This is a genomic window from Novosphingobium sp. TH158 (genome assembly GCF_002855555.1).
Taxonomy (GTDB): domain Bacteria; phylum Pseudomonadota; class Alphaproteobacteria; order Sphingomonadales; family Sphingomonadaceae; genus Novosphingobium.
Window position 1 is genome coordinate 372,110 of sequence record NZ_PKRT01000001.1, and the last position, 22,288, is coordinate 394,397.

General features: G+C 63.6%; 23 protein-coding genes. 21 read left to right on the plus strand and 2 right to left on the minus strand.

From position 1 onward, the window contains the following. Nucleotides 1-2: 2 nt before the first annotated feature. Nucleotides 3-698: a triacylglycerol lipase gene (locus C0V78_RS01945; protein ID WP_101796191.1), complete on the plus strand. Its 696-nt coding sequence runs from the start codon at nucleotides 3-5 to the stop codon at nucleotides 696-698. A gap of 10 nt (nucleotides 699-708) precedes the next feature. Here the strand turns inward: C0V78_RS01945 and C0V78_RS01950 are convergent, their stop codons facing one another. Next, the gene (locus C0V78_RS01950; protein ID WP_101796192.1) at nucleotides 709-2,013 is read right to left on the minus strand and encodes an ammonium transporter; all 1,305 of its coding nucleotides are present in this window, start codon (nucleotides 2,011-2,013) and stop codon (nucleotides 709-711) included. Nucleotides 2,014-2,181: 168 nt separating this feature from the next. On the opposite strand from C0V78_RS01950, the gene C0V78_RS01955 reads away from it, so the two are divergent. Next, nucleotides 2,182-2,652: an SH3 domain-containing protein gene (locus C0V78_RS01955; protein WP_101796193.1), complete on the plus strand. Its 471-nt coding sequence runs from the start codon at nucleotides 2,182-2,184 to the stop codon at nucleotides 2,650-2,652. A gap of 54 nt (nucleotides 2,653-2,706) precedes the next feature. On the opposite strand, the gene C0V78_RS01960 is transcribed toward C0V78_RS01955, so the two are convergent. Then, a complete protein-coding gene (locus C0V78_RS01960) occupies nucleotides 2,707-3,900 on the minus strand; it encodes an acetyl-CoA C-acyltransferase (RefSeq protein WP_101796194.1) in 1,194 nt (397 codons plus the stop codon). A gap of 180 nt (nucleotides 3,901-4,080) precedes the next feature. Here C0V78_RS01960 and C0V78_RS01965 point away from each other — a divergent pair, with 180 nt between their 5' ends. From C0V78_RS01965 to C0V78_RS02055, 19 genes are all read left to right on the plus strand, one after another. After that, complete coding sequence (locus tag C0V78_RS01965; RefSeq protein WP_101796195.1) at nucleotides 4,081-5,490, plus strand: coniferyl aldehyde dehydrogenase; 1,410 nt, start codon at nucleotides 4,081-4,083, stop codon at nucleotides 5,488-5,490. A gap of 143 nt (nucleotides 5,491-5,633) precedes the next feature. Beyond that, the gene (gene ndhC / locus C0V78_RS01970) at nucleotides 5,634-6,008 is read left to right on the plus strand and encodes an NADH-quinone oxidoreductase subunit A (RefSeq protein ID WP_101798139.1); all 375 of its coding nucleotides are present in this window, start codon (nucleotides 5,634-5,636) and stop codon (nucleotides 6,006-6,008) included. Between the two features lie 4 nt (nucleotides 6,009-6,012). Beyond that, nucleotides 6,013-6,555, plus strand: coding sequence for an NADH-quinone oxidoreductase subunit B family protein (locus C0V78_RS01975; RefSeq protein ID WP_101796196.1), 543 nt, complete (start codon nucleotides 6,013-6,015; stop codon nucleotides 6,553-6,555). Between the two features lie 10 nt (nucleotides 6,556-6,565). Next, nucleotides 6,566-7,429: an NADH-quinone oxidoreductase subunit C gene (locus tag C0V78_RS01980; protein ID WP_101796197.1), complete on the plus strand. Its 864-nt coding sequence runs from the start codon at nucleotides 6,566-6,568 to the stop codon at nucleotides 7,427-7,429. A gap of 2 nt (nucleotides 7,430-7,431) precedes the next feature. After that, complete coding sequence (locus C0V78_RS01985) at nucleotides 7,432-8,643, plus strand: NADH-quinone oxidoreductase subunit D (protein WP_101796198.1); 1,212 nt, start codon at nucleotides 7,432-7,434, stop codon at nucleotides 8,641-8,643. Next, complete coding sequence (locus C0V78_RS01990) at nucleotides 8,640-8,990, plus strand: nuclear transport factor 2 family protein (RefSeq protein ID WP_101796199.1); 351 nt, start codon at nucleotides 8,640-8,642, stop codon at nucleotides 8,988-8,990. Before C0V78_RS01985 ends, C0V78_RS01990 begins: the two co-directional genes overlap by 4 nt. After that, nucleotides 8,987-9,181 carry a hypothetical protein gene (locus C0V78_RS01995; RefSeq protein ID WP_101796200.1) on the plus strand — a complete coding sequence of 65 codons (195 nt, stop codon included), beginning with the start codon at nucleotides 8,987-8,989 and terminating at the stop codon, nucleotides 9,179-9,181. The genes C0V78_RS01990 and C0V78_RS01995 overlap by 4 nt, the downstream gene beginning before the upstream one ends. After that, nucleotides 9,181-9,849 (plus strand): NAD(P)H-dependent oxidoreductase subunit E, encoded by a 669-nt coding sequence (locus C0V78_RS02000; RefSeq protein ID WP_101796201.1) that lies wholly within the window; start codon nucleotides 9,181-9,183, stop codon nucleotides 9,847-9,849. The genes C0V78_RS01995 and C0V78_RS02000 overlap by 1 nt, the downstream gene beginning before the upstream one ends. A gap of 3 nt (nucleotides 9,850-9,852) precedes the next feature. Further along, nucleotides 9,853-11,139 (plus strand): NADH-quinone oxidoreductase subunit NuoF, encoded by a 1,287-nt coding sequence (gene nuoF, locus C0V78_RS02005; RefSeq protein ID WP_101796202.1) that lies wholly within the window; start codon nucleotides 9,853-9,855, stop codon nucleotides 11,137-11,139. Further along, on the plus strand, nucleotides 11,136-11,858 hold the full coding sequence (locus C0V78_RS02010) for a hypothetical protein (protein WP_144039817.1): 723 nt from the start codon (nucleotides 11,136-11,138) through the stop codon (nucleotides 11,856-11,858). The genes nuoF and C0V78_RS02010 overlap by 4 nt, the downstream gene beginning before the upstream one ends. A 162-nt stretch (nucleotides 11,859-12,020) precedes the next feature. After that, nucleotides 12,021-14,027 carry an NADH-quinone oxidoreductase subunit NuoG gene (gene nuoG, locus C0V78_RS02015; RefSeq protein WP_101796204.1) on the plus strand — a complete coding sequence of 669 codons (2,007 nt, stop codon included), beginning with the start codon at nucleotides 12,021-12,023 and terminating at the stop codon, nucleotides 14,025-14,027. Continuing rightward, nucleotides 14,024-15,073, plus strand: coding sequence for an NADH-quinone oxidoreductase subunit NuoH (gene nuoH / locus C0V78_RS02020; RefSeq protein WP_101796205.1), 1,050 nt, complete (start codon nucleotides 14,024-14,026; stop codon nucleotides 15,071-15,073). Before nuoG ends, nuoH begins: the two co-directional genes overlap by 4 nt. Beyond that, entirely contained in the window at nucleotides 15,070-15,555 is a 486-nt protein-coding gene (gene nuoI, locus C0V78_RS02025) for an NADH-quinone oxidoreductase subunit NuoI (protein WP_101796206.1), read from the plus strand. Before nuoH ends, nuoI begins: the two co-directional genes overlap by 4 nt. An 11-nt stretch (nucleotides 15,556-15,566) precedes the next feature. Further along, nucleotides 15,567-16,187 carry an NADH-quinone oxidoreductase subunit J gene (locus C0V78_RS02030; RefSeq protein WP_101796207.1) on the plus strand — a complete coding sequence of 207 codons (621 nt, stop codon included), beginning with the start codon at nucleotides 15,567-15,569 and terminating at the stop codon, nucleotides 16,185-16,187. Further along, on the plus strand, nucleotides 16,184-16,489 hold the full coding sequence (nuoK, locus tag C0V78_RS02035; protein ID WP_101796208.1) for an NADH-quinone oxidoreductase subunit NuoK: 306 nt from the start codon (nucleotides 16,184-16,186) through the stop codon (nucleotides 16,487-16,489). Before C0V78_RS02030 ends, nuoK begins: the two co-directional genes overlap by 4 nt. A gap of 5 nt (nucleotides 16,490-16,494) precedes the next feature. Then, nucleotides 16,495-18,540 carry an NADH-quinone oxidoreductase subunit L gene (gene nuoL / locus C0V78_RS02040; RefSeq protein WP_101796209.1) on the plus strand — a complete coding sequence of 682 codons (2,046 nt, stop codon included), beginning with the start codon at nucleotides 16,495-16,497 and terminating at the stop codon, nucleotides 18,538-18,540. A gap of 4 nt (nucleotides 18,541-18,544) precedes the next feature. Next, nucleotides 18,545-20,086 carry an NADH-quinone oxidoreductase subunit M gene (locus C0V78_RS02045; protein ID WP_101796210.1) on the plus strand — a complete coding sequence of 514 codons (1,542 nt, stop codon included), beginning with the start codon at nucleotides 18,545-18,547 and terminating at the stop codon, nucleotides 20,084-20,086. Continuing rightward, entirely contained in the window at nucleotides 20,086-21,555 is a 1,470-nt protein-coding gene (gene nuoN / locus C0V78_RS02050; protein ID WP_101796211.1) for an NADH-quinone oxidoreductase subunit NuoN, read from the plus strand. Before C0V78_RS02045 ends, nuoN begins: the two co-directional genes overlap by 1 nt. Nucleotides 21,556-21,560: 5 nt before the next feature. Continuing rightward, the gene (locus C0V78_RS02055; RefSeq protein WP_101798140.1) at nucleotides 21,561-22,280 is read left to right on the plus strand and encodes a biotin--[acetyl-CoA-carboxylase] ligase; all 720 of its coding nucleotides are present in this window, start codon (nucleotides 21,561-21,563) and stop codon (nucleotides 22,278-22,280) included. Nucleotides 22,281-22,288: the final 8 nt, after the last annotated feature.

Consider the following 22,288-nt stretch of genomic DNA (forward strand, 5'->3'; position numbering starts at 1 on the left):
GAATGATCCAGCCGGTTCGCAAGCCCAGCATATTCCGCCTGCTTCGCGAACTGGCCGACGTTCCCCAGACTATCCTGGCGCCCTTGCGCGGCGCGGCCGATGTGCCGCGATCGGGGAAGGGCGAACCGGTACTGGTGATCCCGGGATTCCTGGCAGACGACGCCGCAACCTCGGTTCTGCGCAAGAGCCTGCTTGCCGCGGGCTATCGCGCATTTGGCTGGAAGCTGGGCTTCAACCTTGGTTTTCGCGAAGGCCTGCTTGAGCGGATGATCGCCCGCATGGAGCAGCTCCATGCCGAATGCGGCGGGGAAAAGCTTGTCCTCCTCGGCTGGAGCCTGGGCGGGATATATGCGCGTGACCTGGCCCGCCGCCGCCCCGATCTGGTGCGTCTGGTGATGACCATGGGCAGCCCCTTTTCCGGCAGTCTCCACGCCAACCACGCCTGGCGGATTTACGAGGCGATCAACGACCACCCGGTAGACAAGCTGCCGGTGCCGGTGGATTTCCAGAGCAAGCCGCCCGTCCGCACCGTGGCCCTGTGGTCTCCGCTGGATGGCGTGGTTGCGCCCGCAACCTCGCATGGCGAGCCGGGGCAGAGCGACCTAGCGGTCGAATTGCCGGTTACCCACATGGGTTTCGCCTCAAGCAAGCCTGCCGTGCGGCAGGTTATCGCAGCACTCGCTCGCGAACTCGCCTGAAAAGCGCGCCTCAGTCCATTTCCCAGGCGCGCTCGCCGTGGCTGGCAAGATCCAGCCCCTCGCGCTCGTCGTCTTCGCTGACGCGCATGGGGAAGGCGAGGCCCACGGCGACCGCCAGGATCGCGCTGGCAATGGCCGACCAGATCGCGGTAACGCCAACGCCGACCACCTGCGCGATCAGCTGGGTGCCGAGCGAGTAGGTCGCCGGATCACCCGTTCCGCCCAGCGCCGGGTTAAGGAACACGGCCAGCAGGATTGATCCGGTGATGCCGCCCATGCCGTGCACTGCGAACACGTCGAGCGAATCGTCGATATGGAAGCGCTGCTTGACGACCTGGATCATCGGGAAGCAGACCAGCGCTGCGGCAATGCCGAAAATGAACGCAGCACCCGGCGAGATGAAGCCGGCTGCCGGAGTGACCGTGGCGAGCCCGGCGATCGCGCCCGTGGCGAAGCCGACGCTGGTGGGCTTGCCGACCTTGATCCGTTCGACCAGCAGCCACATCAGGGCCGCAGCGGCCGCGCCGACATGGGTGTTGATGATTGCCGCCGCCGCATCGTCATTTGCTGCCAGCGCGGAGCCACCATTGAAGCCGAACCAGCCCACCCAGAGCAGGGCCGCACCGGCCATTGTCAGCGAGGGGCTGTGCGGCAGCATGAGCGTCTTGGGGAAGCCGGTGCGCTTGCCGAGCAGCGCGGCGGTTACCAGCGCTGAAACGCCGGCGGTAGTGTGAACGACGATACCACCCGCGAAATCGAGCGTGCCAAGCTTTGTCGCCAGCCAGCCGCCGCCCCATATCCAGTGGGCCACGGGGACATAGACGATCAGGCTCCAAAGGGCGCTGAACAGCACCACCCAGCCGAAGCGCGCGCGATCGACCCAGGCACCGACCATTAGTGCCGGCGTGATCGAGGCGAAGGTCAGTTGGAACAGCGCAAACACGCTTTCCGGCACGTTATAGCCATCGCGGACATTGCCGAGGTTGTTGAGCATCCAGTTGCTGCCGGCGCCGATCCAGCCGTTGGTTACCGGCCCGAAGGCAAGCGTGTAGCCCACCAGAACCCACAGCAGCGAAACCATTGCGGCAATCGCCCCGGTCTGGAGGCAGACGGAGAGGAAGTTCTTGGCGCGAACGAGGCCGCCGTAGAACAGCGTCAGGCCCGGCATGGTCATCATCAAGACGAAGGCCGATGAGACCAGGATCCATGCCGTATCGCCGCTATCGGCTGCATCGATCATGGCTTCCTGAGCCTGCGCGACAGCAGGGGCAACCAGCAAGGCAAGGGCGCTCGCCCGGGCTATCCATTTGTTCATCGGCGAAAACCCCTTCCCAACGCCGCTAGTGCGGCGCGTTTTCACGGCGGAGGCTCTAGGGCAATGATATGCCAGCGGCAAGTGGGCCGGCGCAATGATTGTTGCGGAAATCTGCGGTTCTCCGAACTCGCCTTGATAGGAGGCAGGCATGCGCGCTAATGTTGCGCGATGCGCCGCACCAGACTTCTCATTGCCGCCCTGGCCTTTGCCACCGCCGCACCGCTTTCCGCCCAGGACGCGAAGCCGCCCTTCTGGGGATCGGTGAAGGCGGGCGAGGTGAACATGCGGGTTGGCCCCGGAGAAGCCTATCGCATCCTGTGGGTCTATCGCCGCCAGAGCCTGCCGATGAAGGTGCTGCGCACCAAAGAGGGTTGGTGGCTTGTGGAAGATCCCGATGGCGCCAAGGGCTGGGTGCTCGGCAGCCTGATGAGCCAGCGTCGGGGGGCCATCGTCACTGGCAATGGCCTGGCAGACATGCGCGAAGCGCCCGATGCTGCCTCAAAGGTGAAGTGGCGGCTTGAACCGGGTGTCACCGGGCGTCTCGGTGAATGCGCCGATGGCTGGTGCGATTTCAGCCTTGCGACCGGCCACCAGGGTTTCGTGTCGCAGGATCGCCTGTGGGGCGCGGGCAACCCCTGAAGGGTTGATCCCCGGAAATGAAAAGCCCCTCCGGTAAGGGAGGGGCTTGTTCGATCAGACCAGTTCCACCGCGACGGCTGTGGCTTCGCCGCCGCCGATGCAGAGCGAGGCAACGCCGCGCTTCAGCCCCTTGTGCTTGAGCGCGCCGATCAGCGTGGTGATGATGCGCGTGCCCGAAGCGCCGATCGGGTGGCCGAGAGCGGTCGCGCCCCCGTGCACGTTGATCTTCTCATGCGGGATGCCGAGGTCACGCATGGCCATCATGGCAACGCATGCGAAGGCTTCGTTGATCTCGAACAGGTCAACATCGCCCAGCGTCCAGCCTGCCTTGTCCATCAGCTTGTGGATGGCGTTGATCGGCGTGGTCGGGAAGCGGTTGGGTTCATGCGCATGGGCCGAAACGGCAACAACCTTGGCAACCGGGGCAAGCCCCTTGGCCTTGGCCACGCTTTCGCGGCTGAGAACAACCGCCGCCGCGCCGTCCGAGATCGACGAGGAGCTGGCTGCGGTGATGGTGCCATCCTTGGCAAAGGCGGGCTTGAGGGTGGGGATCTTGTCCGGGCGGCCCTTGCCGGGCTGCTCGTCGGTGTCGACAACGACTTCGCCGGCGCGGGTCTTGACCGTGACGGGCACCACTTCGCTGGCGAAGGCGCCGGTGGCGATGGCTTCCTGCGCGCGGCGGAGCGATTCGATGGCGTAGGCGTCCTGCTCTTCGCGGGTCAGCTGGTATTCGTCGGCCACGGCCTGGGCGAAGGCGCCCATCGAAGAGCCGTCATAGGCATCTTCCAGACCGTCGAGGAACATGTGGTCATAGGCGGTGTCGTGGCCTGCGCGCGCACCGCTGCGGTGCTTCTTGAGCAGGTAGGGGGCGTTGGTCATGCTTTCCATGCCGCCTGCGACAATGACATCGACCGAACCGGCGGCCAGCGCCTCTGCGCCCATGATGACCGTCTGCATGCCCGAACCGCAGACCTTGTTGACGGTCGATGCTTCGACATTAAGCGGCAGGCCTGCCTTGAGTGCAACCTGGCGGGCAGGCGACTGGCCAAGACCTGCGGGAAGCACGCAGCCCATGTAGATGCGTTCCACGTCCTTGCCGTCGACACCGGCGCGTTCGACCGCAGCCTTCACGGCCGTCGCGCCAAGATCGGTGGCGGCAACATCGGCGAACACGCCGGAAAGTCCGCCCATCGGGGTGCGGGCATAGGACAGGACGACGATGGGATCGGAAGCGGAAATCTGGGCCATGACGTTGAGAGCCTTGTGATGATGCTTGGATTTGAGTCGTGCCACAGTAATGTTGCACTGCGGTAATGGCAATCATTGCAGTGCAGCAAAGGACGCGCTTGCCAAAGCACTGCCAAGCGCCGAAAACCAACCGGTAAAACAGGGAAGGGGATAGCCGCCGTGTCCGACATCGCCGGGACAATGCTCTCCGTGCTCCAGCACCAGCGGCAGGCCTTCGTCTCCGCCATGCCCGAATCGCCTGCCCTGCGTGACGATCGGCTCAAGCGGGCGATCGCCCTGTTGCTCGAGAACAAGGAAGATCTGGCAGCGGCGGCTTCAGCCGACTTTGGCAACCGTAGCCGCGAACAGACCTTGCTTACTGACGTGCTGCCCTCGGTCAGCGCCTTGCGCCATGCCCGCAAGCACTTCCGTGCCTGGTCGCGGGGGGAGAAACGGCGGCCGATGTTCCCGCTAGGCCTGCTGGGGGCGAGGGCGCAGGTGCGGTTCCAGCCGAAAGGCGTGGTGGGAATCATGGCGCCGTGGAACTTTCCCATCGGCATGGTGATGACGCCGCTTGCCTGCATCCTCGCGGCCGGCAACCGGGCAATGGTCAAGCCGAGCGAGTTTACCGAGCGGACGTCGGACCTGCTGGCAACCCTCATCGCCCGCTATTTCGGGCAAGAGGAAGTCGTCGTGTTCACGGGTGGGGTCGAAGTGGGCCAGGCGTTCTCCGCATTGCCGTTCGATCACCTGATCTTCACCGGCGCAACATCCGTTGGCCGTCACGTCATGCGCGCGGCGGCGGAGAACCTTGTTCCGGTGACGCTTGAGCTGGGGGGCAAGTCGCCCACGATCATCGGTCGCAGCGCCGATATCGACCAGGCGGCCGGGCGCGTGGCGCTGGGCAAGATGATGAACGCGGGGCAAATCTGTCTTGCGCCCGATTACCTGCTGGTTCCGCGCGAGCAGGAAGACCGCATGGTCGGCGCGCTCGTCTCGCAGGCATCTGCCATGTATCCCACGCTGCTGGGCAATGATGACTATACCAGTGTCATAAACGCCCGCCATCGCGATCGCCTTCGGGCCCATGTCGATGATGCCCGCGCCAAGGGGGCCGAAGTCATCGAGGTCAACCCGGCGGGCGAGGACTTTGCTTCATCCAACGGCAACAAGGTGCCGCTGACCATCCTGCGCGGGGTCCATGACGGGATGACCGTCATGCAGGAGGAGATCTTCGGGCCCTTGCTGCCGGTGATGCCCTACGATTCCATCGAGCAGGCCATCGACTACGTCAATGCACACGACCGGCCGTTGGGGCTCTATTACTTCGGGTGTGACCGGACGGAGGAGGAGCAGGTGCTATCCCGCACCCTGTCGGGCGGGGTGACGGTCAATGACGTGATCTTCCATGTCTCCAACGATGACCTGCCGTTCGGCGGGATCGGACCGTCGGGCATGGGGCATTACCACGGCGTGGATGGGTTCCGGGAATTCAGCCACGCCCGGGCGGTGTTCCGGCAGACCGGGCTGGATGTGGCGAAAATCGCCGGATTGCGCCCGCCCTATGGCAAGGCAACCGCGGCCCAGCTGAGGCGCGAACTGGGAAAGTAGGCCCGGCATCGCTTGCCGCATGCGCAAAATTACCCGTGCAGGCGGATATCGGCGTTTGCCCCACTTGCGCCCGCGAAGCGGCGGGACTAGGGGCCGGGTCAATGCCTTAGGAATGGCGATTCCGCCGCGCGCACAGGGTGATCATGGTCGATCTGTCACAATATCTGCCGATCCTTATTTTCCTGGTCATCGCACTGGGACTTTCGGCGGCCTTCGTATTCCTGCCGATGGGCGTATCCTTCCTTACCGGCACGCATAATCCGAATGCGGAAAAGAACAGCGAATACGAATGCGGCTTCCCCGCATTCGAAGATCCGCGCAGCCAGTTCGATGTCCGCTTCTACCTTGTCGCCATCCTTTTCATCGTTTTCGATCTCGAAGCCGCGTTCCTGTTCCCCTGGGCGATCAGCCTGGACTTCACGGGCTGGGCCGGCTGGATCACGATGATGATCTTCCTGGGCGAGCTGGCCATCGGCCTTGCCTATGCCTGGAAGGTCGGGGCGCTGGATTGGGAATGATCCGATGAACGCAATTGTCCCTCCCGCCGCACCGGGCCAGATTATCGGGCCCGACCAGTCGTTTTTCGACGGCCTCAATGCCGAGGTGTCGGACAAGGGCTTCCTCGTCACGTCGACCGAGGAATTGTTCCAGTGGGCGCGCACCGGTTCGCTGTGGTGGATGACCTTCGGTCTCGCCTGCTGCGCGGTCGAGATGATCCACGTCAACATGCCGCGCTACGACATGGAGCGCTTCGGCGTCGCCCCGCGCGCCTCTCCGCGCCAGTCGGACGTGATGATCGTTGCGGGAACGCTGTGCAACAAGATGGCCCCGGCGCTGCGCAAGGTCTATGACCAGATGTCGGACCCGAAGTACGTCATCTCGATGGGTTCCTGCGCCAATGGCGGCGGCTATTATCACTACAGCTACTCTGTCGTTCGGGGCTGTGACCGGATCGTGCCGGTGGACATCTATGTTCCGGGCTGCCCGCCGACTGCCGAGGCGCTGCTTTACGCGGTGATGCAGCTGCAGCGGAAGATCCGCCGCGTCGGCACCCTGGAACGCTGAGGGACTGGACATGGCACAGGTTCTTCATTCCGCCCCCAGGTTCGCCTCGAACGATGGTGTGCTCGATGCGCTGACCAAGGCGCTCGGCGCTTCGGTCGTCTCCGCCAAGGAAGAGCACGGCGAAGTCGTCATCACCGTCGCCCGCGCAGAGGTCGAGAATGCCTTGCGCACCCTGCGCGACGAGCATGAATACCAGCAGCTGATGGAAATCGCCGGTGCTGACTACCCGAACCGGGCAGAACGCTTCGACGTTGTCTACATGCTGCTTTCGGTGACCCGGAACCACCGCGTGATGGTGAAGGTCACGGCTGCCGAGGATACCCCGGTTCCCACCGTCACGACGCTGTGGCCGGTTGCCGGCTGGCTGGAGCGCGAGGTCTACGACATGTACGGCGTGATCTTCGCCGGCAATCCTGACCTGCGTCGCATCCTCACCGACTACGGTTTCGAGGGGCATCCGTTCCGCAAGGACTTCCCGCTGACGGGCTATCAGGAACTGCGCTATTCCGAAGAGGACAAGCGTGTGGTCTATGAACCGGTCAAGCTGGCGCAGGACCTGCGCTCGTTCGATTTCATGAGCCCGTGGGAAGGCGCGGACTATGTCCTGCCCGGCGACGAGAAGGCCGTCCAGGCCCCTCCGCCGCCGCCGCCCGCCGCTCCGCCGGTGCCAAAGGTTACCGAAAAGCCCGCCGATACCGGTGCAGGCAAGGAAGCCAACAAGGAAGCGGCCAAGAAGGTCGCCAAGCCGGGGGCGCCGAAGCGTACCGCGAAGAAGGAACCGGAGGCTCCCGAGCCGACCGAGAGCCGCCCTGCGCGCAAGCCGCGCGCCAAGGGTGCCACGGCCAAGCCGTCGTCCGCGCCGGAGGGTAGCTGATCATGTCCATGCAGCTTGAACAGTCGCCCACTACTGGCGACGAAGTCATCACGAACTACACCATCAACTTCGGTCCGCAGCACCCTGCCGCGCACGGCGTGCTTCGCATGGTCATGGAGCTGGATGGCGAAATCATCGAGCGTATCGATCCGCACGTTGGCCTGCTGCACCGCGGCACCGAGAAGCTGATCGAGCACAAGACCTACCTGCAGGCGCTGCCCTATTTCGACCGGCTGGATTATTGTTCGCCGCTCGGCATGGAGCATTCCTACGTTCTGGCCATCGAAAAGCTGCTGAACCTCGAGGTTCCGCTGCGCGGCCAGTACCTGCGCGTCCTGTTCGCCGAGCTGACCCGCATCTGCAACCACATGCTCAACATGGGTTCGCACGTGATGGACGTCGGCGCGATGACGCCGAACCTGTGGCTGTTCGAAATCCGCGAGGACTGCCTCAACTTCTTCGAGCGCGCATCGGGCGCCCGCATGCACGCGGCATGGTTCCGTCCGGGCGGCGTTCACCAGGACGTGCCGGAAAAGCTCCTTGTCGACATCGGCGAGTGGATCGACAGCCGCCTGTTCCCGCTGTTCGAAGACGCGATGAGCCTGGTTGTCGACAACCGCATCTTCAAGCAGCGCAACGTCGATATCGCCAAGGTGAGCAAGGCCGACGCGCTGGCATGGGGCTTCTCCGGCCCGATGATCCGCGCGGCCGGCATCCCGTGGGACCTGCGCAAGAGCCAGCCCTACGATGTCTATGACCGCATGGACTTCGAGATTCCCGTCGGCACGAATTCCGATTGCTATGACCGCTTCATGGTCCGCGTCGAGGAAGTGCGCCAGTCGGCCCGCATCATGAAGCAGTGCCTGGCGGAAATGCCTTCGGGGCCGGTGTGCAGCACCGATCGCAAGGTCAGCCCCCCCAAGCGCGGCGAGATGAAGCAGTCGATGGAAGCGCTGATCCATCACTTCAAGCTCTACACCGAAGGCTTCCACGTGCCTGCGGGCGAAGTTTACGTCGCGACGGAAAGCCCCAAGGGCGAATTCGGCGTCTATCTGGTCTCGGACGGCTCGAACAAGCCGTACCGCTGCAAGATCCGCCCCACCGCGTTCTCGCACCTGCAGGCGATGGACTTCATGTCGAAGGGCCACATGCTGCCCGACGCGACCGCCATCCTCGGTGCCATCGACGTGGTGTTCGGGGAGTGCGATCGTTGAGCAACCTCGAAACCGCCATGGCCATGATCGCGGCCTACAACGCGCAGGACGTGGACACCTATGTCTCGTTCATGACCGACGATGCCTGCGAGGCGAACTATCGCGGCGCGGTGGTGCGCGAGGGCATTGAAGGCACGCGTTCGGGCCTTGCCGCCGCTTTCGCCAAGTGGCCCCGGAACCATGCCGAAATCGTCGAGGCGCAGGCCATCGGCAACTATGTGCTGATGCGCGAACACGTCACGCGCGGCCCCGCCAGCGACGGTTCCGAACTGGTGGAGCCGTTCGACGTGATCGCAGTCTATTCTTTCGAGGGCGACAAGTGCTCTCGCGTGGAGTTCATCCGGTGAAGCTGACCACTTTCGAACTGATGCGCATCTGGGCGGATATCACCGGCCTGCTGCTCTTCGCCTTCTGGGCAGGAGCGCTGCTGCTCGGGTTCCAGACTTCGGAAATGCTCCCGATGCTGATCACCGCAGTGGGCGGCTTCCAGCTCTTCCATGTGGTGCAGGACCTGATGATTCGCCGGAGGAGCGCCTGATGGCTGACCGTCATCTCGAACCCGATAGCCCGGAACTGCGCGCCCGCTGGGGCAATTTCGCGTTCAATGCGGCGTGGGATGCCAAGGCCAAGGCCGCAATTGCCCGCTATCCTGCCGGACGCCAGCGTTCCGCGGTCATGGCCCTGCTCGACTATGCCCAGCGGCAGGTCGGCGAGGAAACCGGAACCCAGGGCTGGCTGCCGATCCCGGTGATGGAATATGTTGCCCGGTACCTCGACATGCCGGTGATCCGCGTGGTCGAAGTGGCAACCTTCTATTTCATGTACAACCTCGTCCCGGTCGGCAAATTCCACGTGCAGGTCTGCGGCACCACGCCGTGCATGCTGCGTGGTTCGGACGATCTGTTCGATGCCTGCCACAAGCGCGGGTTGAGCCGTGGCCACACCACCGACGATGGGATGTGGACGCTGACCGAAGTCGAATGCATGGGCAACTGTGCATCGGCGCCGATGGTCCAGATCAATGACGACAATTACGAGGATCTCACCGCAGAGCGCCTCGATGCCGTGCTCGATGCGCTTGCTGCGGGCAAGACGCCCAAGGCCGGCACTCAGGAGCCGGGCCGCCATACGGTAGAGCCGGTCGGCGGGCCGACCACGCTTTCCGCGATGGTTGGCGAGAACCACGATTACCGGAAGGAGTGGTAAGCCATGTCTTTGCAGGACAAGGACCGCATCTTCACCAACGTCTACGGCTACCAGCCGTGGAACCTGAAGGCTGCGCAGAAGCGCGGTGACTGGGACAACACCAAGAAGATCCTCGCCATGGGGCGGGACAAGATCGTCGAGGAAATCAAGGCGAGCGGCCTGCGCGGGCGTGGTGGGGCAGGCTTCCCCACCGGGCTCAAGTGGTCGTTCATGCCCAAGGAATACCGGCCGGACCGTCCGGGCTTCCTCGTCATCAACGCCGACGAATCCGAGCCCGGTTCGTGCAAGGACCGCGAGATCATCCGCCACGATCCGCACAAGCTGATCGAAGGCGCGCTGGTCGCCGGTTTCGCCATGGGAGCGCGCGCGGCCTACATTTACATCCGCGGTGAATACATTCGCGAGGCCGAGACGCTGTTTGCCGCCGTGCAGGAAGCATACGACGCCGGCCTGATCGGCAAGAATGCCTGCAAGTCCGGCTACGATTTCGACGTTTTCGTCCACCGCGGCGCGGGCGCCTACATCTGCGGCGAAGAAACCGCGATGATCGAATCGATCGAGGGCAAGAAGGGCCAGCCGCGCCTCAAGCCCCCGTTCCCCGCCGGTGCCGGCCTCTATGGCTGCCCGACGACGGTGAACAACGTTGAATCGATTGCCGTTGCCCCCACGATCATCCGGCGCGGCGCTGCCTGGTTCTCGTCCTTCGGGCGCGAGAACAACAAGGGCACCAAGCTGTTCCAGATCTCGGGCCACGTGAACAAGCCCTGCGTCGTCGAAGAGGCGATGAGCATCCCGTTCAGCGAGCTGATCGAGAAGCACTGCGGCGGCATTCGCGGGGGCAAGGACAACTTGCTCGCGGTTATCCCCGGCGGTTCGTCGGTCCCGCTCGTCCCGGCAGCGGAAATCTGGGACGCGCCGATGGACTTCGACGGTCTCAAGGCGGTCGGATCGGGCCTCGGCACGGCGGCGGTCATCGTCATGGACAAGTCCACCGACATCGTCCGCGCCATCGCCCGCCTGTCGTACTTCTACAAGCATGAGTCCTGCGGCCAGTGCACGCCCTGCCGCGAAGGCACCGGCTGGATGTGGCGCGTGATGGAGCGCCTGCGCACCGGTGATGCCGATGTCGAGGAAATCGACATGCTGCAGCAGGTGACCAAGCAGGTCGAAGGCCACACCATCTGCGCCCTTGGCGACGCGGCGGCATGGCCGATCCAGGGCCTGATCCGCCACTTCCGCCCAGAACTGGAGCGCCGCATCGCCGAGAACGTGCGGGAGGCTGCCGAGTGAGCCTCCGCCGCATCCTCCTTGGCACTTGCGCAGCGATGCTGGCGCTTCCCGCCCAGGCGGCGGAAGCACCTTCGGTCGCGCAGATTCGCAAGTTCATGGCGGACTATGGCGCCTGTATCGTGCGCCGCGAGCCTGATCTGGCGCGCAAGGCCGTGCTGGAAGGCGCGAATTTTCATAGCGACAGCCCCGAAGGCAAGCGCCTGAAGCAGCGCGAATGCATGGACGAAGACCTGCTGCGCAACAGCTCGGGCGGCTTCCAGGGTCGGCTTCGCATGCGCTTCGACGAAGATACCTATCGCGGTGTCATCGCCGAAGCCCTGATGGCCAAGGGCATTCCCTCGCTCGATGAGGCGGCGCTCAAGGCGATCCCGCTGCTCACCTATGACGAGCCGCGCCCGCTTCGCACCCAGTACCGCGACGGCAAGCCGATCCCCGAGGAAAAGCTTGAGCGTGCCCGTGCCGCAATCGCCCGCAAGACCGAAGCGATGCTGATCGGCAAGCTGGGCGAGTGCGTGGTCCGCACCGCACCGGCCCCGGCCCGCGCGGTCATGTCCACTGCCATCGAGAGCCCCGGCGAGCTGCAGGCGCTCAATGCCCTTTCGCCCGCGCTCGGCCAGTGCATCAAGGCGGGCGAGACCGTATCGCTCGATCGCATGAGCTTGCGCGGTTCGCTCGCCATAGCCCAGTTCCGCCTGTCTCAGGCAAAGGTGGGGTCATGATGTGGGAGCGCTCTTCGATCTTGTCGGCTGGGTCCTCGATCTGGTCGTGCCAGACCGCGATCCGCGACAGCGCCGGCTCCAGCGGCTCGGTTGTATTATGTTTGGCGGCCTTGGACTCCTCGTCCTCGGTTTCGCCGTGTTTGAAGTTCTTGGGGGCGGCTAATGCCTAAAGTAACCGTCGACGGCATCGAACTCGAAGTTCCGCAGGGCGCTACCGTCCTGCAGGCCTGCGAGCTCGCCGGCAAGGAAATCCCGCGCTTTTGCTATCATGAGCGCCTGTCCATCGCCGGCAATTGCCGCATGTGCCTGGTCGAGGTTGCCCCCGGGCCGCCGAAGCCGCAGGCCAGCTGCGCTCTGCCCGCTGCCGAAGGGCAGACCATCCGCACCGACAGCGAAATGGTGAAGAAGGCGCGCGAAGGGGTGATGGAGTTTCTCCTCATCAACCACCCGCTCGATTGCCCGATCTGCGACCAGGGTGGCGAATGCGACCTGCAGGACCAGTCGGTCGCCTACGGTCGCGGTGCCTCGCGCTATGACGAGAACAAGCGCGCGGTAACCGAAAAGTACATGGGCCCGCTGATCAAGACGGCGATGACCCGCTGCATCCATTGCACCCGCTGCGTGCGCTTCTCGGAAGAGATCGCCGGCGTGGACGAAATCGGCGCGCTCTATCGCGGCGAGGCGATGCAGATCACCACCTATCTCGAACGCGCCGCCAGGCACGAGATGAGCGCCAACGTGATCGACCTCTGCCCGGTCGGCGCGCTGACTTCGCGCCCCTATGCCTTCGAGGCGCGCCCGTGGGAGCTCAAGAAGACGCTGTCGATCGACGTGTCGGACGCTTGCGGTGCCAATATCCGGCTCGACTGCCGCGGCCGCGAAGTGCTGCGCATCCTGCCGCGCGTCAACGATGACGTGAACGAGGAATGGCTGTCGGACAAGGGCCGCTTCCAGGTCGATGGCCTGACCCGGCGCCGGCTCGACAAGGCCTGGTTGCGCAAGGATGGCAAGCTCGTTGCAGCCACCTGGGAAGAGGCCTTTGCCGCTGTCGCCCGGGTCAAGCCGGGCAAGGATGTGGCCGTGGTCGCCGGTGACCTCGTCGATTGCGAGACCATGTTCGCCGCCAAGGCGCTTGCCGGTGCGCTGGGCTCCAGCCTGCTCGAAGGCCGCCAGACCGGCCTTGACTACGATTGCTCGAACCTTGCCGCAGTGAACTTCAACTCGACGTTCTCTGGCATCGAAACGGCGGACGCCATCCTGATCGTCGGCAGCCACGTGCGCTGGGAAGCGCCGCTGGTGATGACGCGCATCCGCAAGGCTGCGAAGAATGGCGCGAAGATTTTCGTTGTCGGACCGGAATGGGAAACCACCGTCCCGGCAACGTTCCTTGGCAACGACCTGTCGGTGCTCGACAAGCTGCCCAAGGCTGCGGAAGAGGTCTTCAAGGCCGCTGCCCGTCCGGCGCTGATCCTCGGCGGGGCTGCGCTCGGCAAGGGCGCGCTGGCTTCGGGCCTGGCGCTTTCCGACAAGTACGGACTGGTCCGGGACGGCTGGAACGGCTTCAACGTGCTCCACATGGCGGCAAGCCGCATGGGCGGGCTGATGCTCGGCTACGCACAGAAGACCGGCATCGCCGAACTGGTCGCTGCCAAGCCGAAGATGCTGATCTCGCTGGGTGCTGATGAAGTCGATTACGCGAAGTTCTCGGACTCGATCATTGTCTACATCGGCCACCACGGCGACAAGGCTGCCCATGCCGCCGACATCATCCTGCCGGCAGCCGCCTTCAGCGAGAAGGCCGGCACTTACGTCAACACCGAAGGCCGCGTGCAATTTGCCGACAAGGCCGTCTTCGCTCCGGGCGATGCCCGCGAGGACTGGACGATCCTGCGCGCCATGGCCGATGCGCTGGGCGTCTCGGTCGGCTTCGACAGCTTCGATGAACTGCGCTCGGCCATGATCGCTGCTGTCCCGGCGCTTGGCGTCGAAGGCCTGGCCGACTACGGCGCTCTGCCCAAGGCCGGCAAGGCGAAGGCCGCCGGTGCGGTTGAAGCTTACCCGATCAAGGATTTCTACCTCACCAACCCCATCGCTCGCGCAAGCGAGACGATGCAGCGCTGCTCGGCAGAACTGCTGCACGGTGAAGAACTCGCGGAGGCTGCGGAATGACCGCCTTCTTCCAATCGCTCGGTATGAGCTATGACTGGGCCTGGGCGCTCGCGACGATCTGCGGCATCCTGCTGATCGCGCTGCCGCTGATGCTCGGCGTTGCCATGATCATCTATGCCGATCGCAAGATCTGGGCGGCGATGGCGCTTCGCCGTGGCCCAAACGTGGTCGGTCCCTTCGGCTTGCTGCAAAGCTTTGCCGACGGTCTCAAGGTCTTCCTGCAGGAAACCATCATCCCCTCGGCGGCGAACAAAGGCCTGTTCCTGATCGCGCCGATCATCACCTTCACCGTGGCCTTGCTGGCCTGGGCGGTGCTGCCGTTCAATTCGGGCGCGATCCTCGCCGATATCAATGTCGGCCTGCTCTATGTCCTCGCGATCTCGTCGCTGGGTGTTTACGGCACGGTGATCGCGGGCTGGTCTTCGAACTCGAAGTATCCGTTCTTCTCGGCGATGCGCGCCTCGGCGCAGATGATCTCGTACGAAGTCTCGATCGGCTTCATCCTGATCTGCGTGGTTCTCTGGGCCGACAGCTTCAACCTCAAGACCATTGTCGAGGCGCAGCGCGATCACGTCTGGCTGTTCAACGGCTTCGTGTTCAATCCGCTGTTGTTCCCGATGTGGGTGATGTTCCTCATCTCCGGCATGGCCGAGACCCAGCGCGCGCCGTTCGACCTGACCGAAGCGGAATCTGAACTCGTCGCCGGCTACCAGACCGAATATTCGTCGATGGCATTCGCGCTCTACTGGCTCGGTGAATATGCCAACGTGCTGCTGATGTGCGCGCTCAACGCCACGCTGTTCTGGGGCGGTTACCTGCCGCCGATGAACATCGACCTGATCCCCTGGTTCGACATTCCGGGCGTGGTCTGGGTGCTGCTCAAGATCCTGTTCTTCTTCTTTGTCTTCTCCTGGGTGAAGGCAACCGTTCCCCGCTATCGCTATGACCAGCTGATGCGGCTTGGCTGGAAGGTGTTCCTGCCGGTGTCGCTGGGCTTCGTGGTGCTGGTTTCGGGCTATCTCATGTTCACGAGGTATGGCGCATGACCGCCGCGCAACTCATCAAGAGCTTCACGCTCTGGGAATTCGTCAAGGCTCACTGGCTGACCCTGAAGTACTTCTTCAGGCCCAAGGCGACGATCAACTATCCGTTCGAGAAGAACCCGCTTTCGCCCCGTTTCCGCGGCGAGCATGCGCTGCGCCGTTATCCCAACGGCGAGGAACGCTGCATCGCCTGCAAGCTGTGCGAAGCCGTCTGCCCGGCGCAGGCGATCACGATCGAGGCGGAACCGCGGGCCGACGGCAGCCGCCGTACCACGCGTTACGATATCGACATGACCAAGTGCATCTACTGCGGATTCTGCCAGGAAGCCTGCCCGGTCGATGCCATCGTCGAAGGCCCGAACCTCGAATTCGCGACCGAAACGCGCGAGGAACTGCTCTACGACAAGGCCAAGCTGCTGGCGAACGGGGACAAGTGGGAGCGGGCGATTGCCGCGAACCTTGAAGCCGACGCGCCGTATCGATAGGGGCGCGCGCAATGACGATCCAGCTTTTCGCCTTCTATCTGTTCGCCACGCTCACCTGCCTTTCCGGCGCGGTGACCATCCTGGCGCGCAATCCGGTGCACTCCGTGCTCTGGCTGATCCTTGCCTTCTTCAACGCGGCGGGCCTCATGGTCCTCGTCGGGGCCGAATTCATCGCCATGCTGCTGGTGATTGTCTATGTCGGCGCGGTTGCGGTGCTGTTCCTGTTCGTCGTCATGATGCTCGACATCGACTTCGCCGAACTGCGCGCAGGCTTCATCCGCAACTTCCCGCTGGGCATGGCGCTTGCCGTGGTCCTGCTGGTTGAACTGCTTATCGGTATCGGTGCCTATCGCATCGGCGCGATGAAGCTCGGCACGCCTTCGGGTGAGGGGGCCGCGCCGCTCGGCACGACCAACACCGAGGCAATCGGTGCGCTGCTCTACAGCAAGTACCTGTTCCTGTTCGAGGCAGCGGGCATGATCCTGCTGGTCGCCATGGTCGGAGCCATCGTGCTGACGCACCGCCAGCGTGGCGACGTGCGTGGCCAGAATATCGCCAAGCAGATCGCGCGCCGTCCGCAGGATGCGACGGTGAACGTTAAGCCTGAAGTGGGCGGGGGGGTCTCGCTGTGATTGGTATCGAGCATTATGTCGCGGTGAGCGCGATCCTGTTCACGCTCGGCGTGCTGGGAATCTTCCTCAACCGCAAGAACGTGATCGTCATCCTGATGGCGATCGAGCTGATCCTGCTGGCGGTGAACCTCAACCTCGTCGCCTTCAGCAGCTTCCTCGGCGACCTGACCGGGCAGATTTTCGCCATGTTCGTGCTGACCGTTGCCGCTGGTGAAGCGGCCGTGGGCCTGGCGATCCTGGTCATCTACTTCCGCCGTCGCGGCACCATCGCCGTTGATGACGTCAACCGGATGAAGGGATAATTCCGGTGAATTCGATCCTCTTCATCGTATTCCTGCCGTTGCTGGCCGCGATCGTCGCCGGCCTTGGCAACCGCATGATCGGCAACACGGTTGCCAAGTCGGTCACCACGGGTGCGCTGTTCATTTCCTGCGCGCTTTCGTGGCCGGTGTTCATCGGCTTCCTCTCGGGAAGTGCCCATGAAAGCGTCACGCCGGTCCTGCTGTGGATGCAGTCGGGTTCGCTGAGCGTGGACTGGGCCCTGCGCGTCGATACGCTGACCGCGGTCATGCTGGTGGTCATCACCACCGTCTCGGCGCTGGTCCATCTCTATTCGTGGAGCTACATGGAAGAAGACCCGGACCAGCCGCGGTTCTTCGCTTATCTCAGCCTCTTCACCTTCGCCATGCTCATGCTGGTGACGGCCGACAACCTCGTGCAGATGTTCTTCGGCTGGGAAGGGGTGGGCCTCGCGTCCTACCTTCTGATCGGTTTCTGGTTCCGCAAGCCGAGTGCCAGCGCTGCTGCGATCAAGGCCTTCGTGGTCAACCGCGTGGGCGACCTTGGCTTCATGCTGGGCATCTTTGGCACCTACCTGGTTTTCAACACGGTCTCCATCCCGCAGATCCTTGAGCAGGCGCCTGCGATGGCCGGCTCGACCATCGGCTTCCTTGGCTATCGCTGGGATACGATGACGATCCTGTGCGTGCTGTTGTTCATCGGCGCGATGGGCAAGTCGGCGCAGCTGGGCCTGCACACCTGGCTGCCCGATGCGATGGAAGGCCCGACCCCGGTCTCCGCGCTGATCCACGCTGCGACCATGGTTACCGCCGGCGTGTTCATGGTCTGCCGCCTCTCGCCCATGTTCGAGACGAGCGAAGCGGCCATGACGCTGGTCACCTATGTTGGCGCCGCCACCTGCATCTTCGCGGCAACCGTGGGTACCACACAGTGGGACATCAAGCGGGTTATCGCCTATTCGACCTGCTCGCAGCTTGGCTTCATGTTCTTTGCGGCCGGTGTCGGCGCCTATGGCGCTGCCATGTTCCACCTGTTCACGCACGCCTTCTTCAAGGCCCTGCTGTTCCTTGGCGCGGGCTCGGTCATCCATGCGATGCACCACGAACAGGACATGCGCTATTACGGCGGCCTGCGTAAGCACATCCCGCTGACTTTCTGGGCCATGATGGCCGGCACGCTGGCGATCACCGGTGTTGGCGTCTATTGGTTCCACGCCGGTTTTGCAGGCTTCCATTCCAAGGATGCGATCCTCGAGGCAGCCTATGCCAGCGGCACCGGAGCGGGACGCGCTGCTTTCTGGATCGGTGTCAGCGCGGCGCTGCTCACCAGCTTCTATTCCTGGCGCCTGATCTTCCTGACCTTCTTCGGCAAGCCGCGCTGGTCGCAGTCGGAGCATATCCAGCACGCGGTGCATGATGCCCACGGGCATGACGATCATGCCCACGGCCATGCGCACGACGACCACGGCCATGCCGATCACGGTCACGACGACGGAACGGCTGGTTACCATCCGCATGAGAGCCCGCTGCCCATGCTGGTGCCGCTCATCGTGCTCACCGCGGGAGCCGTGTTCGCAGGCTGGGTCTTCAGCCATGCCTTCCTTGAGGACGCTGGCTTCTGGGGCAAGGCCATCGCCTATGACGAACACCTGATGCACGCGATGCATGAAGTGCCGCTGTGGGTGAAGCTTTCGGCCACCGTGGTCATGCTGATCGGCTTGTTCACCGCCTGGCTGGCCTATATCCGCAACCCCAAGCTGCCCGCCGCTTTCGTCGAGCAGTTCGGCGTCCTGCACAAGTTCTTCTACAACAAGTGGTTCTTCGACGAGCTCTACCACTTCCTTTTCGTCCGCCCGGCCTTCTGGTTCGGCAAGGTGTTCTGGAAGCAGGGTGATATCGGCCTGATCGACCGCTTCGGTCCGAACGGTGCCGCCTGGCTCGTCGCGCAGAGCGCCGGCGTCGCCCGGAAGGTCCAGACGGGTTACCTCTATTCCTATGCGCTGATCATGCTGCTCGGCCTTGTCGGCGCAATCAGTTGGGTGATGGTGGGATAAGACAATGAACGATTTTCCCATCCTTTCGCTGATGCTGCTGGTGCCGCTCGCTGGTGCCGTGGCCTGCCTCGTCAGCCCCGCGAAGACCGCGCGGCAGATCGCTCTTGCGGCAACGCTTGCCGATCTCGTGCTCGGCCTTGTCCTGTGGAGCCAGTTCCAGGTTGGCGGCGATCGCTGGCAGTTCCAGGAAAATGTCGCGCTGTTTGCCGGCTTTTCGTGGAAGCTCGGCATCGACGGCATCGCCCTGCTGCTGATCATGCTTTCGGTTTTCCTGATGCCGGTCTGCGTGCTGGCCAGCCAGTCTGTCGAAAAGCGCGTTGGCGAATACATGAGCGCCTTCCTGCTGATGGAAGTGCTGATGATCGGCGTCTTCGCGGCGCAGGACCTGTTCCTGTTCTACATCATGTTCGAAGCCGGCCTGATCCCGATGTACCTGATCATCGGCGTCTGGGGCGGAGCCGACAGGATCTACGCCAGCTACAAGTTCTTCCTCTACACGCTGCTTGGTTCGGTGCTGATGCTGATCGCCATGCTGTGGATGGTGAACGAGGCCGGCACGACCGACATTCCGACGCTGATGGAATACAACTTCACGCCCGAGGCCCAGACCTGGTTGTGGCTTGCCTTCTTCGCCAGCTTCGCGGTGAAGATGCCGATGTGGCCGGTGCACACATGGCTGCCCGATGCCCACGTGCAGGCTCCGACTGCGGGTTCGATCATCCTTGCCGGCGTCCTGCTGAAGATGGGCGGCTACGGGTTCATCCGCTTCAGCCTGCCCATGTTCCCGGAAGCCTCGGCACAGTTCGCCTGGCTGGTCTTCGCCCTGTCGATGATCGCGGTTGTCGTTACTTCGCTGATCGCGCTGGTGCAGAACGACATGAAGAAGCTGATCGCCTATTCCTCGGTTGCGCACATGGCGATCGTGACGATCGGCCTGTTCTCGTTCAACAAGCAGGGCCTCGAAGGCTCGATGATTGTCATGCTCAGCCATGGCCTCGTCTCGGGTGCGCTGTTCCTCTGCGTCGGCATCATCTATGACCGACTGCACACGCGCGAGATCGACCGTTACGGCGGGCTTTCGATCAACATGCCGAAGTATGCGCTGTTCTTCATGCTGTTCACCATGGCCTCGGTCGGCCTGCCGGCCACTTCGGGCTTCGTCGGCGAATTCCTCAGCCTGACGGGCATCTACCAGGTGTCGAGCTGGGTGGCCTTCGTCTGCGGCACCGGCGTGATCCTCGGTGCGGCCTACATGCTCTATCTCTACCGCCGCGTCGCTTTCGGCGAGCAGAAGAACGCCGATGCCGCCGCCATGCCCGATCTCGACAAGCGCGAACTGCTGATGGTTGTCGCTCTTGCCGCGCCGGTGCTGTGGATGGGCATCTATCCCGAAAGTTTCCTTGCGCCGATGCGCAAGGACATCGCCCAGCTCGAGGCTCGCGTTGCGCGGGCCAAGCCGCACGGCGACGCCCAGCTCGCCGCGGGAAAACCGGCAGCCAAACCTGCCGAACATCACGATAATCAAGCGCATGAGGGGGCGCACTAATGGACTGGTCCCATTCGCTGCGCCTTGCTGCGCCTGAAATCCTGCTGACCGTATCGGCGCTCGTGCTGCTGCTCGCGGCTGCCTGGGCGCGGGGCGAGGGTGCTGCCCGTGTCATCACCTGGCTGTCTGCAGCCGCAATTGCCGTTGCCGGTACGATCTCGGCCATGGACCTCTGCGCCGGCGCTGCCGGGGCGGGAACGGTCGGCTTCTCCGGGCTGTTCGCGGCAACCGCGTTTGCTGCCTTCTCGAAGGTGCTTATCGCTTTCGCGGCAGTTGCCACGCTGGTGATCGCTCCCCAGTATTTCGATCGGTTGGAGTCCTACCGCGCGGAATATCCGGTGCTGGTGGTTCTTGCCGTACTCGGCATGGGAATGATGGTTTCGGCCACCAACTTCATGACGCTTTACATCGGTCTTGAGCTGAACTCGCTGGCGTCCTACGTGCTGGCGGCCTTCCTGAAGAACGATGACCGCTCCGCAGAAGCGGGCCTCAAGTATTTCGTGCTGGGTTCGCTCGCCAGCGGCATGCTGCTGTTCGGCATCAGCCTTGTCTATGGCTTCACCGGCAACATCGGTTTTGCCGAAGTGGCGCAGGCGCTGGGCGCCGGCCTGCCGACAGGCGCGGTGTTCGGGCTGGTGTTCGTGCTGGCCGGCCTGGCTTTCAAGATCAGCGCCGTGCCGTTCCACATGTGGACGCCCGATGTCTATGAAGGAGCGCCGACGCCCGTCACCGCCTTCTTCGCTTCGGCTCCCAAGGTCGCTGCTCTCTCGCTGACCATGGCGGTTGCCCTGCAGGCCTTCGGCTCGCAGGTCGAGGCTTGGCGCCCGATCGTTATCTTCGCTGCCCTGGCTTCCATCATCTGGGGCGCGTTCGGCGCTATCGGGCAGCAGAACATCAAGCGCCTGCTGGCATTCTCCTCGATCAACAACGTCGGCTTCATGCTGATCGGCCTTGCCGCCGGCACGGCGCAGGGTGCGTCGGCCATGCTGGTCTACCTGGCGATCTACGTTCCCATGACCATCGGCGGCTTCATTGCCGTGCTGATGCTAAAGGATGCCGATGGCAACCCGGTTGAGAACATCGCCGATCTTGCCGGCCTCTCGCGCCACCGCCGCGTGCTGGCTGCTTGCATGGCGATGGTCATGTTCAGCCTTGCCGGCATACCGCCGCTGTTCGGGTTCTGGGGCAAGTTCGTCGTGTTCCAGGCCGCCGTGCAGGCTGGCTTCATCTCGCTGGCTGCGATCGGCATTGCCGCGAGCGTGATCGGCGCCTTCTACTACCTCAAGGTCGTCAAGATCATGTACTTCGACGAACCGGCAGAGAAGGCTGTAGGCAAGAGCGACTGGGTGCACCAGGCTGTCCTCGCGGTCTGCGCGCTGGCAATCTCGCCCTTCGGCTATCTCGCGACGAAGGCGCTGGCTGAATGGTCGGCATCGGCGGCAGCCTCGCTGTTGCCGGCTGCCATCTGACCGGGTTGATCGAAACAGTCTCCACTATCGGTTCCACCAACGCTGCTCTTGCTGCGCGGCTCTCTGCGCACGAGGCGGTTGCGGAAGGCGACTGGCTCGTTGCCGACCGTCAGAGTGCGGGGAAGGGACGGCGGGGGCGGACCTGGTTCGATGGCATGGGCAATTTCATGGGCTCTACCCTGGTCCATGCCCGGCCCGGCGATCCTGCGCTGCACACGCTGGCGCTCGTTGCCGGACTGAGTGTCCACGAAGCGGTTTCCAGCCATTTGCCGCCACCGGCACGGGCGCTTCTCAAGTGGCCCAATGACGTTCTCGTCGGTGCGGCCAAACTTGCCGGTATCCTGCTTGAACGCTGCGGAGACAGCGTAGTGATCGGCATTGGCGTCAACCTCGCGGCGCCGCCGCAGGTTGAAGGGCGGGAAACAATTGCCCTCAGCACTTTCGGGCCAGCCCCGGATCGTGACCTTTTCGCTTCCGCGCTTGCCGATGCCTTTGCACGTGATCTGGATCGGTGGCGGACCTATGGGCTCGGACCGATTGTTACGCGCTGGTGCGCAGCTGCGCACCCGGAAGGAACCATCCTTTCGGTCGGCGAGGATGGGGAGGCAGGCGTGACGGGCAAATTTGCCGGGCTTGACGATCAAGGAGCCTTGCTCTTGGCGCTCCCAGACGGCACGACACGCACGATCCACGCCGGCGAAGTCCGCATCGGCACAGGCAATTGAGGTAAAGG

What these genes read in the sequence shown, in the direction of transcription:
- C0V78_RS01980 (WP_101796197.1), top strand. Translation starts at nt 6,566, where the DNA reads ATGGCACAGGTTCTTCATTCCGCCCCCAGGTTCGCCTCGAACGATGGT.
- C0V78_RS01945 (WP_101796191.1), top strand. Translation starts at nt 3, where the DNA reads ATGATCCAGCCGGTTCGCAAGCCCAGCATATTCCGCCTGCTTCGCGAA.
- nuoF (WP_101796202.1), top strand. Translation starts at nt 9,853, where the DNA reads ATGTCTTTGCAGGACAAGGACCGCATCTTCACCAACGTCTACGGCTAC.
- C0V78_RS01960 (WP_101796194.1), bottom strand. Translation starts at nt 3,900, where the DNA reads ATGGCCCAGATTTCCGCTTCCGATCCCATCGTCGTCCTGTCCTATGCC.
- nuoI (WP_101796206.1), top strand. Translation starts at nt 15,070, where the DNA reads ATGACCGCCGCGCAACTCATCAAGAGCTTCACGCTCTGGGAATTCGTC.
- C0V78_RS01950 (WP_101796192.1), bottom strand. Translation starts at nt 2,013, where the DNA reads ATGAACAAATGGATAGCCCGGGCGAGCGCCCTTGCCTTGCTGGTTGCC.
- C0V78_RS02045 (WP_101796210.1), top strand. Translation starts at nt 18,545, where the DNA reads ATGAACGATTTTCCCATCCTTTCGCTGATGCTGCTGGTGCCGCTCGCT.
- C0V78_RS01965 (WP_101796195.1), top strand. Translation starts at nt 4,081, where the DNA reads ATGCTCTCCGTGCTCCAGCACCAGCGGCAGGCCTTCGTCTCCGCCATG.
- C0V78_RS02000 (WP_101796201.1), top strand. Translation starts at nt 9,181, where the DNA reads ATGGCTGACCGTCATCTCGAACCCGATAGCCCGGAACTGCGCGCCCGC.
- C0V78_RS02030 (WP_101796207.1), top strand. Translation starts at nt 15,567, where the DNA reads ATGACGATCCAGCTTTTCGCCTTCTATCTGTTCGCCACGCTCACCTGC.
- nuoG (WP_101796204.1), top strand. Translation starts at nt 12,021, where the DNA reads ATGCCTAAAGTAACCGTCGACGGCATCGAACTCGAAGTTCCGCAGGGC.
- C0V78_RS01985 (WP_101796198.1), top strand. Translation starts at nt 7,432, where the DNA reads ATGTCCATGCAGCTTGAACAGTCGCCCACTACTGGCGACGAAGTCATC.
- C0V78_RS01955 (WP_101796193.1), top strand. Translation starts at nt 2,182, where the DNA reads ATGCGCCGCACCAGACTTCTCATTGCCGCCCTGGCCTTTGCCACCGCC.
- C0V78_RS01975 (WP_101796196.1), top strand. Translation starts at nt 6,013, where the DNA reads ATGAACGCAATTGTCCCTCCCGCCGCACCGGGCCAGATTATCGGGCCC.
- nuoN (WP_101796211.1), top strand. Translation starts at nt 20,086, where the DNA reads ATGGACTGGTCCCATTCGCTGCGCCTTGCTGCGCCTGAAATCCTGCTG.
- nuoH (WP_101796205.1), top strand. Translation starts at nt 14,024, where the DNA reads ATGACCGCCTTCTTCCAATCGCTCGGTATGAGCTATGACTGGGCCTGG.
- ndhC (WP_101798139.1), top strand. Translation starts at nt 5,634, where the DNA reads ATGGTCGATCTGTCACAATATCTGCCGATCCTTATTTTCCTGGTCATC.